The organism is uncultured Amnibacterium sp. (genome assembly GCF_964244015.1).
GTDB lineage: Bacteria > Actinomycetota > Actinomycetes > Actinomycetales > Microbacteriaceae > Amnibacterium.
Window position 1 is genome coordinate 457 of record NZ_CAXTHO010000116.1, and the last position, 8866, is coordinate 9322.

An 8866-nucleotide genomic window follows, 5' to 3' on the forward strand; every position below is an offset into this window, starting at 1 on the left:
CGCTGCGCGGCCTGCCGGAGGGCGGGCGCGCCGTGGACCTCGGCACCGGCAGCGGCGCGATCGCGCTGTCCATCGCGCACGAGCGCCCGGACGCGGAGGTGATCGGCGTGGAGCGGAGTCCGGAGGCGTTCGCCTGGGCGGACCGCAACCGGGAGCGCGTCGACGCGGTGAACGCCCGGATCGACCTCGGCGACCTCGCCGACGCGGCGCCGGAGTGGCACGGCACTGTCGACGTGGTGGTCTCGAACCCGCCGTATGTCCCGGACGGCATGATCCCGCGCGACCCCGAGGTGCAGCGGTTCGACCCACCGGCTGCGCTCTTCGGCGGCACCGACGGCCTCGACCCGATGCGCGCGGTCGAGATCGTGGCGCGACGCCTCCTGAAGCCGGGCGGCCTGCTCGCCGTCGAACACGGCGAGCTGCAGGGCGCGGAGGTCCGCGCGCTCCTCGGCGACCCATGGACGGATGCCGCGACGCACCCCGACCTGACCGGCCGCGACCGCGTGACCACCGCCCGCCTCCGCTGAGGGGTTGTTCACGGATCAGGGGATTCGGCGGCGCTTCGCGCCTGCCGAATCCCCTGATCCGTGAACACAACGAGCCGCGCGCCGCGGGGCTGCCGCGGTACGCAGGGTGCCGACGGCTACGATGACGACCATGGCGACGGTCGTCGATTGCGCCGATGCGGTGAGCCTGCTCCCGGGGATGCGCGAAGCCCGCGCCGCGATCGCTCGCGGCGATCTCGTCGTCATGCCCACCGACACCGTCTACGGCATCGCAGCGGATGCGTTCCAGCCCAATGCCGTGCAGGCGCTGCTCGACGCGAAGGGCCGGGGGCGCACCGCGCCGCCGCCGGTGCTGGTGCCGAACCGCTCGACGCTCGACGCGCTCGCGGAGACCGTCCCGGAGGCGGTGTCGGCGCTCGCGGACGCATTCTGGCCCGGCGGGCTCACGATCGTGCTGCCCGCCCGCTCCACCCTCGCCTGGGATCTCGGCGAGACCAGCGGCACGGTCGCGCTCCGCATGCCGGACGACCGCATCGCCCTCGAGCTGCTCGCGGAGACCGGTCCGCTCGCCGTCAGCTCCGCGAACCTCACGGGCAAGCCGGCCGCGCAGACCGCCCTCGACGCGCTGTACCAGCTCGGCGACTCCATCGCCGTCTACCTCGACGCGGGCTCGACGCCCGGCCCCGACCCGTCGACCATCATCGACGCGACGGCGCTCGTCGACGGCACCGGGCCCCTCCGCGTGCTCCGCGAGGGCGTGATCAGTCGCGAGCAGCTCGAGGCCGTGGTGCCGGAGGCGTTCAGCATCCCGGAGTCGGAGCCCGCCGAGGACGGCCTCGACGCCGCTGACGCCCAGGTCGCCCGCCAGGCCGCCGCCGAGGCGGACGCCGACGAGGCAATCCCTGTGGACCAGCCGAAGCCGACCGAGTGATCGTCACCCTGCTCGTCGCGCTGGTGGGCGCCGCCGTGAGCTTCCTGATGTCGATCGTGATGTGGCGGGTCGGCATCCGGTTCAAGCTCTACCCGGCGATCCGCGCTCGCGACGTGCACACCAGACCGACGCCCCGCCTCGGCGGCGTGGCGATGTTCACCGGGCTGCTCGCGGCGCTGCTGCTCGCGTCGCAGATCTCGTACTTCGCTCCCGTCTTCTACCAGGGCCGTGAGCCGCAGATCATCTCGATCCTGTGCGCCGCGACGCTCATCGTCGTGATGGGGGTGCTCGACGACTTCTTCGATCTCGACTGGACGACGAAGCTGATCGGCCAGGTGATCGCGGCGGGCGTGCTCGCCTGGGTCGGCGGACTGCAGCTCGACTCGCTGCCGATCGGCGGCGTCACGATCACCTCGACGTGGTCGTCCCTCGCGCTGACGCTCATCACGATCGTCGTCGTGATGAACATGATGAACTTCATCGACGGGCTCGACGGCCTCGTCGCCGGCATCGCGATCATCGCGAACGGCGCGTTCTTCCTCTACAGCTACATGGCTCTGCAGGCGAGCGGTTCCGCCTACTACTTCAGCCTCGGCACGCTGATCTCCGCCGTGATGTGCGGGGTCTGCCTCGGCTTCCTGCCGCTGAACTGGCACCCGGCCCGTCTGTTCATGGGCGACGCCGGGAGCCTGCTCGTCGGCCTCATGTTCGCGGTCGCATCCATCAGCGTCACCGGCTCGATGGATCCGACGACGTTCCTGAAGGCCGGAGGCGGGTTCTCCCGTGCGCACTACGCGCCCGCCTTCACCCTGCTGCTGCTCCCGGTCGCGATCATGATCGTGCCGGGGCTCGATTTCGCGCTGGCCGTCGTCCGCCGGATCGCCGCGGGAAAGAGCCCGTTCAGCGCGGACCGCAAGCACCTCCACCACCGCCTGCTCGACATGGGCCACACCCGCCTGCACGCGACCCTCATCTTCTACGCGTGGACCGCGGTCATCTCCGTCGGCTCGCTGCTGTTCTTCGTGGCCGACCAGGTGGTGGCGTGGAGCTTCATCGGCGGCGGCCTCGTGGTCTGCGCCCTCGCGACGCTCGCGCCGCTGTCCCATCGCAAGCGCCGCGAGTACCAGGTGCAGGCGAAGCCCCTCGCCTCGACCACCACGGAGATCGCGGTGCTCGATCCGCTCGACCGCGCGGGTGCCACCCCGAAGGAGCGATCCGCCTGATGTTCGACACCCTCGCGACCGTGCTGCGCCGCGCACTCGTGCTCGGGGCGACGGTCGGATTCGCCATCGGGCTCGTCACCGGTCTGGTCGGGCTCGCGATCGCCGGGCTGCCGGGGCTCGCATCGGGCCTCGTCGGCGCGGTCCTCACCATCCTGTTCCTCGGCATCACCGCCCTCGGCGTGTTGGCCTCGGGCCGGCTCACTCGGAGCGGTGGCATCGGCGCCTACGCCGTGCTGATGCTCGCGTGGTTCGCCAAGCTCGTCGTCTTCATCGTCGTGCTGCTGGTGCTGCGGACCCAGGCGTGGGTCGTGCCGGGGGTGCTCCTGGCCGGCATCGTCGCCACGGTGATCGCCTCGCTGGTCATCGACGCGATCGTCGTCGGACGGGCCAGGATCCCGGTGTCCGACCGGGTCTGAACGCCGGCCGACGAGCGGTTCCGAGGCTCTCGCGACCCACTCACCTGTTGATAGGGTGGTTGCACGCCCGCCAGTCCACCGCGTGCGCCACGCGCGCAGATGTACGGAGAGAGCGCTGTTCCAGCACTTGATCACCACGTTGCCAATGTCCGCCGACGATGGCGTGTTCGTCGCACCCACGATCGATCAGTTCTTCCCCGACGCCGTCCTGTTCGCGGGGACGCCGTTCGCGCTGAACCGCATCCTGATCATCCGGATGCTCGCGGTGGCCGTGCTGGTGCTGTGGCTGTGGCTCGGCACCCGGCGGATGAAAATCGTCCCCGGCCGTTTCCAGCTGTCGGTCGAGTTCCTGCTCGGGTTCGTGCGCAACAACATCGCGATCGAGACGCTCGGCGAGAAGGACGGCAAGCGCTTCATGCCGGTCATCATGACGATGTTCTTCCTCGTCTTCGCCACGAACATCACGGGCGCCATCTCGCCGCTGCTGATCCCGGGCAGCTCCGTGATCGGGCTGCCGCTGATCCTCGCCCTCATCGCCTGGGTGCTGTTCATCTACGCCGGCTTCAAGAAGCTGAAGTGGAAGTACCTGAAGAACGCGCTGTTCCTGCCGGGCGTCCCCTGGCCGCTCTACATCCTGCTGACGCCGCTCGAGATCCTCTCCACCTTCATCGTGCGGCCGGTCACGCTGACCCTCCGGCTGCTGATGAACATGGTCTCCGGGCACCTCCTGCTCGCCCTGGTGTACTCGGCATCGTCGTTCTTCCTCTTCACCCTGCTCCCCAAGGGCAACTTCCTCGGCCTGATCGGTGTCGGCACCGTGGCCTTCGGCCTGGTCTACCTGGTCTTCGAGATCTTCGTCGCCGCTCTGCAGGCCTACGTCTTCGCCTTCCTCACCGCGATCTACATCCAGCTCGCGACTGCGGAAGAGCACTGACAGCCCGCCTCCGCGGGCCTTGTTCCACACCGAAAGGAAACACTGAATGAATGTCGTCGGCTATCTCGCCGCGCTCGGCTTCGGCCTCGCTGCGATCGGCTCCGGTATCGGCGTCGGCATCATCGTCGGCAAGACGATCGAGTCCGTCGCTCGCCAGCCCGAGCTGCAGGGGCGTCTGACGTCGCTGATGTTCCTGGGCATCGCGCTGACCGAGGCCCTCTGCTTCATCGCCATCGCGATCGGCTTCATCCCGTTCCCGACCCCGAGCTGATCGGCCTCCCCGAGGCCGAAGGAGCCTGATCTATGTACACGACAATCGTCGCCGCGGCGTCGGAGTCGAACCACAGCCTGCTGGTCCCCGAGGTGCCCGATCTCTTCTGGGGATCCGTCGGCTTCATCGTGGTCATCGTGGTGTTCATCCGGGTCGCTCTGCCGCGCCTGAACGCCCTGCTGGACGCACGCTCGAAGGCCATCGAGGGCCGCATCGACGAGGCGAAGCACGCTCGTGAAGAGGCGGAGGCGGTCCTCGAGCGGTACCAGCAGCAGCTGGCCGACGCTCGGACGGAGGCGGGCCGCATCCGTGAGGCCGCCAGGGACGACGCCAAGCAGATCAGGGCGGAGCTCGTGGAACAGGCGCAGGCCGAGGCGGCGCGGATCGTCGCCGGCGCGCGCACCCAGATCCAGTCGGAGCGCGACGCGGCGGTCCAGTCGCTGCGCGCCGAGGTCGGCTCGCTCGCCCTCGACCTGGCATCCGCGGTGGTCACCGAGCACCTCGCGACCGACGCGAACGCGCAGGCGTTCGTCGACCGCTTCCTCGAGGACCTCCGGATCGAGCAGTCGACCCAGGACGCGACTCGATGACGGACGGCATCTGATGGGCGCCGCGACCCGGACATCGACGGCAGCGGGCGTGGAGGCGCTGGCCGCGGTCACGCGACCGTCGCCGGCGCTCGGCGACGAGCTGCTCACGGCGGCTCGAGGTCTCGCCTCGTCCCGTCAGCTGGTCGCCGTGCTCGCCGACGGCGGCGTGCCGGCGGAGCAGCGCACGGCACTCGTGCAGCGGGCCTTTGCATCGCTGCAGCCGCAGACCCGGGGGATCCTCGAGTCGCTCGTTGCGGGGCGCTGGTCGGAGCCCGGCGACCTCGTCGCCGGGGTCGAGGAGATCGGGCTCAGGGCGCTCGCGTCGCCGACGACGGCTGCGGGCCTGGACCGCGAGCTGTTCACCGTCCTCCAGACGGTCGGCTCCGACGGGCGGCTGGAGCTCGCGCTCGGCGGCGTGACCTCCCCGGTCGCCGCGCGCCTCGCACTCGTGGACACGCTTCTGAAGGATGCGTCGTCGGCGACCCGCACGATCGTCCGGCACATCGTGCGGCTGCCGAGGGGGCGAAAGCCCATCGAGGCGCTGCGCCAGGCGCAGGCGATCGTGGCGGAGGCGAGCGACCGCGTCGTCGCCGTCGTCCAGACGGCCACACCGCTGAGCGTCGCGCAGGCGGAGGCCCTCTCAGCGCGCCTCGAGCAGGGGTACGGACGTAAAATCTTCGTCAACCAGGAGATCGACAGCAGCCTCCTCGGTGGTGTGCGGATCACGATCGGCGACGACGTGATCGACGGCACCGTGCGCGCCCGCCTCGACGACCTCCGCCTGCGCCTCGCGGGCTGACGCCACGCGTCCACACGAACTTCGCAACCTCAGAACACAAGGGACATCCCAGATGACCGACCTCAGCATCAGCCCGGACGCGATCCGGAGCGCACTCGCGGACTTCGCGGCCTCCTACGACCCCGGCACGGCGTCCGCCACCGAGATCGGCTTCGTGATCGACGCCGCCGACGGCATCGCGCACGTCGAGGGGCTCCCGAACGTCATGGCCAACGAGCTCGTCCTGTTCGGCGACGGCACCCGCGGCCTCGCGCTGAACCTCGACGAGGACGACATCGGTGTCATCGTGCTCGGCGACTTCCAGGGCATCGAAGAGGGGCTGGAGGTCCGCCGCACCGGAGAGATCCTCTCCGTGCCCGTCGGCGACGCGTACCTCGGTCGCGTCGTGGACCCGCTCGGCCAGCCCATCGACGGGCTCGGTGAGGTGGTCACGACCGAGCGCCGCGCGCTCGAGCTGCAGGCGCCCGGCGTGATGCAGCGCCAGAGCGTCAAGCAGCCGATGCAGACCGGCATCAAGGCGATCGACGCGATGATCCCGATCGGCCGCGGTCAGCGCCAGCTGATCATCGGCGACCGGCAGACCGGCAAGACCGCCATCGCGGTCGACACGATCATCAACCAGAAGGCGAACTGGGAGTCCGGCGACCCGGACAAGCAGGTCCGCTGCATCTACGTCGCCATCGGTCAGAAGGGCTCGACGATCGCCTCCGTGCGCGGCGCGCTCGAGGACGCGGGCGCGCTGGAGTACACGACGATCGTCGCGTCACCCGCCTCCGACCCGGCCGGCTTCAAGTACCTCGCCCCCTACACCGGCTCGGCCATCGGCCAGCACTGGATGTACGACGGCAAGCACGTCCTGATCGTGTTCGACGATCTGTCCAAGCAGGCGGCCGCCTACCGCGCCGTCTCCCTGCTCCTGCGCCGCCCGCCGGGGCGCGAGGCCTACCCGGGCGACGTCTTCTACCTGCACTCCCGTCTGCTGGAGCGCTGCGCGAAGCTGTCGGACGAGCTCGGCGCCGGCTCGATGACCGGCCTGCCGATCATCGAGACGCAGGCGAACGACGTCTCCGCCTACATCCCGACCAACGTGATCTCGATCACCGACGGCCAGATCTTCCTGCAGTCCGACCTGTTCAACGCGAACCAGCGCCCGGCCGTCGACGTCGGCATCTCGGTCTCGCGGGTGGGTGGCGACGCCCAGGTGAAGAGCATCAAGAAGGTGTCCGGCACGCTGAAGCTCGAGCTTGCGCAGTACCGGTCGCTGGAGGCGTTCGCGCTGTTCGCGTCCGACCTCGACGCGGCCAGCCGGCGTCAGCTCGCCCGCGGTGCGCGTCTCACCGAGCTGCTGCGCCAGCCGCAGTACTCCCCGTACCCGGTCGAGAACCAGGTCGTCTCGATCTGGGCCGGCACGAACGGGAAGTTCGACGAGGTCGCGGTGGAGGACGTGCTCCGGTTCGAGAGCGAGCTGTTCGAGTACCTGAAGCGCAACTCGTCCGTGCTCGACGACCTGCGCGAGACGAACGCGTTGAGCGACGACACGGTCGCGGCGCTGACCGACGCGGTGGACGAGTTCAAGAAGCAGTTCACGACCGGCGAGGGCAAGCCGCTCGCCTCCGTGGGCAAGGAGAGCTTCGAGGCGGCGGACCGCGAGGACGTCGAGCAGGCGCAGATCACCCGGAACAAGCGGTAGCGCGTGGCGGCCCAGGTCCGCGTCTACCGCTCCCGCATCAAGAGCGCGCAGACGACGAAGAAGATCACCCGTGCGATGGAGCTCATCTCCGCCTCGCGGATCGCGAAGGCGCAGCAGCGCCTCGCGACTTCCCTGCCGTACGCGCGTGCGGTCACGCGTGCGGTCTCGGCGGTCGCGACCTACTCCAACGTCGACCACGTCCTCACCCGGGAGGCGGCGAACCCCACGCGCGCCGCGATCGTCGTGTTCTCGTCCGACCGCGGCCTCGCGGGCGCGTTCAACTCGAACGTGCTCCGCAAGAGCGAGGAGCTCGGCGAGCTGCTCCGCAGCGAGGGCAAGGAGGTCGTCTCCTACGTCGTCGGTCGCAAGGCGGTCGGCTACTACCGGTTCCGTCGCCGCGAGTTCGTACGCGACTGGGTCGGCGGCACCGACAGTCCGACGGCCGAGACGGCGCACGAGATCGCGGAAGCGGTCGTCGACGCCTTCGTGCAGGACACGGCGGACGGCGGCGTGGACGAGATCCACATCGTCTACAACCGCTTCGTCTCGATGCTCACGCAGACGCCGGAGATCCTCCGGCTGCTGCCGCTCGAGATCGTCGAGGGAGTGGAGGAGCCGGGCGACCGGCTCGCCCTGCCGCTGTACGAGTTCGAGCCGGACGCGAGCGACGTGCTCGACGCCCTCCTGCCCGTCTACATCGAGTCGCGGCTGTACGCCGCGATGCTGGAGAGCGCGGCGAGCAAGCACGCCGCGACGCAGCGCGCGATGAAGAGCGCGAGCGACAACGCGGACAAGCTGATCCGCGAGTACACCAGGCTCGCGAACAACGCGAGGCAGCAGGAGATCACGCAGCAGATCTCCGAGATCGTCGGCGGCGCGGACGCGCTGTCCGGCCGCTGAGGAAGGACGAAAGAGTCATGACGCTCACCGCCCCAGAACCCACCACGACCTCGGAGCCCGGCGTCGGCCGCGTGTCCCGCGTCACCGGACCGGTCGTCGACATCGAGTTCCCGCACGACTCGATCCCCGAGATCTACAACGCGCTGAAGACGACGATCGCCATCGGCGACGAGTCGACCGAGATCACGCTCGAGGTCGCGCAGCACCTCGGCGACGACGTCGTCCGCGCGATCGCCCTGAAGCCGACCGACGGCATGGTCCGCGGGCAGGAGGTGCGCGACACCGGTGCCGCGATCTCGGTGCCCGTCGGCGACATCACCAAGGGTCACGTCTTCAACGTGATCGGCGAGGCGCTGGACCTGAAGCCGGGCGAGACGCTCGAGGTCACCGAGCGCTGGCCGATCCACCGCAAGGCCCCGGCCTTCGACCAGCTCGAGTCGAAGACGCAGCTGTTCGAGACCGGCATCAAGGTCATCGACCTGCTGACCCCGTACGTCCAGGGCGGCAAGATCGGCCTGTTCGGCGGCGCCGGCGTCGGCAAGACCGTGCTCATCCAGGAGCTGATCAACAACATCGCCAAGGGCCATGGCGGCGTGTCGGTGTTCG

At 69.7% G+C, this 8866-nt stretch carries 9 protein-coding genes and 2 pseudogenes (1 of these 11 cut by a window edge); all 11 read left to right on the plus strand.

Going from position 1 to position 8866, the window contains the following annotated elements:
* Positions 1 to 527: pseudogene (gene prmC / locus ACFE67_RS12165) on the plus strand (peptide chain release factor N(5)-glutamine methyltransferase) (it extends 355 nt beyond the left edge of the window).
* Positions 528 to 657: 130 nt separating this feature from the next.
* Positions 658 to 1437, plus strand: coding sequence for an L-threonylcarbamoyladenylate synthase (locus ACFE67_RS12170; RefSeq protein WP_375407143.1), 780 nt, complete (start codon positions 658 to 660; stop codon positions 1435 to 1437).
* A complete protein-coding gene (locus ACFE67_RS12175) occupies positions 1434 to 2660 on the plus strand; it encodes an MraY family glycosyltransferase (protein ID WP_375407144.1) in 1227 nt (408 codons plus the stop codon). Before ACFE67_RS12170 ends, ACFE67_RS12175 begins: the two co-directional genes overlap by 4 nt.
* The gene (locus ACFE67_RS12180; RefSeq protein WP_375407145.1) at positions 2660 to 3076 is read left to right on the plus strand and encodes a hypothetical protein; all 417 of its coding nucleotides are present in this window, start codon (positions 2660 to 2662) and stop codon (positions 3074 to 3076) included. Before ACFE67_RS12175 ends, ACFE67_RS12180 begins: the two co-directional genes overlap by 1 nt.
* Positions 3077 to 3221: 145 nt before the next feature.
* Positions 3222 to 4010, plus strand: a complete 789-nt coding sequence (atpB, locus tag ACFE67_RS12185) for a F0F1 ATP synthase subunit A (RefSeq protein WP_375407146.1) — start codon at positions 3222 to 3224, stop codon at positions 4008 to 4010.
* 46 nt (positions 4011 to 4056) lie between these two features.
* On the plus strand, positions 4057 to 4281 hold the full coding sequence (gene atpE, locus ACFE67_RS12190; protein ID WP_375407147.1) for a F0F1 ATP synthase subunit C: 225 nt from the start codon (positions 4057 to 4059) through the stop codon (positions 4279 to 4281).
* Positions 4282 to 4313: 32 nt separating this feature from the next.
* A complete protein-coding gene (locus ACFE67_RS12195; RefSeq protein ID WP_375407148.1) occupies positions 4314 to 4871 on the plus strand; it encodes a F0F1 ATP synthase subunit B in 558 nt (185 codons plus the stop codon).
* A 13-nt stretch (positions 4872 to 4884) separates the two neighbouring features.
* Entirely contained in the window at positions 4885 to 5670 is a 786-nt protein-coding gene (locus tag ACFE67_RS12200; protein WP_375407149.1) for a F0F1 ATP synthase subunit delta, read from the plus strand.
* Positions 5671 to 5722: 52 nt separating this feature from the next.
* Positions 5723 to 7360, plus strand: a complete 1638-nt coding sequence (gene atpA / locus ACFE67_RS12205; RefSeq protein WP_375407150.1) for a F0F1 ATP synthase subunit alpha — start codon at positions 5723 to 5725, stop codon at positions 7358 to 7360.
* Between the two features lie 3 nt (positions 7361 to 7363).
* A complete protein-coding gene (locus ACFE67_RS12210; protein ID WP_375407151.1) occupies positions 7364 to 8260 on the plus strand; it encodes a F0F1 ATP synthase subunit gamma in 897 nt (298 codons plus the stop codon).
* A 17-nt stretch (positions 8261 to 8277) separates the two neighbouring features.
* Positions 8278 to 8866, plus strand: a pseudogene (locus ACFE67_RS12215) (F0F1 ATP synthase subunit beta); the annotation flags it as partial.

Coding starts and splice junctions, on each gene's coding strand:
- ACFE67_RS12170 (WP_375407143.1), top strand. CDS start 658: ATGGCGACGGTCGTCGATTGCGCCGATGCGGTGAGCCTGCTCCCGGGG.
- ACFE67_RS12180 (WP_375407145.1), top strand. CDS start 2,660: ATGTTCGACACCCTCGCGACCGTGCTGCGCCGCGCACTCGTGCTCGGG.
- atpB (WP_375407146.1), top strand. CDS start 3,222: ATGTCCGCCGACGATGGCGTGTTCGTCGCACCCACGATCGATCAGTTC.
- atpE (WP_375407147.1), top strand. CDS start 4,057: ATGAATGTCGTCGGCTATCTCGCCGCGCTCGGCTTCGGCCTCGCTGCG.
- ACFE67_RS12195 (WP_375407148.1), top strand. CDS start 4,314: ATGTACACGACAATCGTCGCCGCGGCGTCGGAGTCGAACCACAGCCTG.
- ACFE67_RS12200 (WP_375407149.1), top strand. CDS start 4,885: ATGGGCGCCGCGACCCGGACATCGACGGCAGCGGGCGTGGAGGCGCTG.
- atpA (WP_375407150.1), top strand. CDS start 5,723: ATGACCGACCTCAGCATCAGCCCGGACGCGATCCGGAGCGCACTCGCG.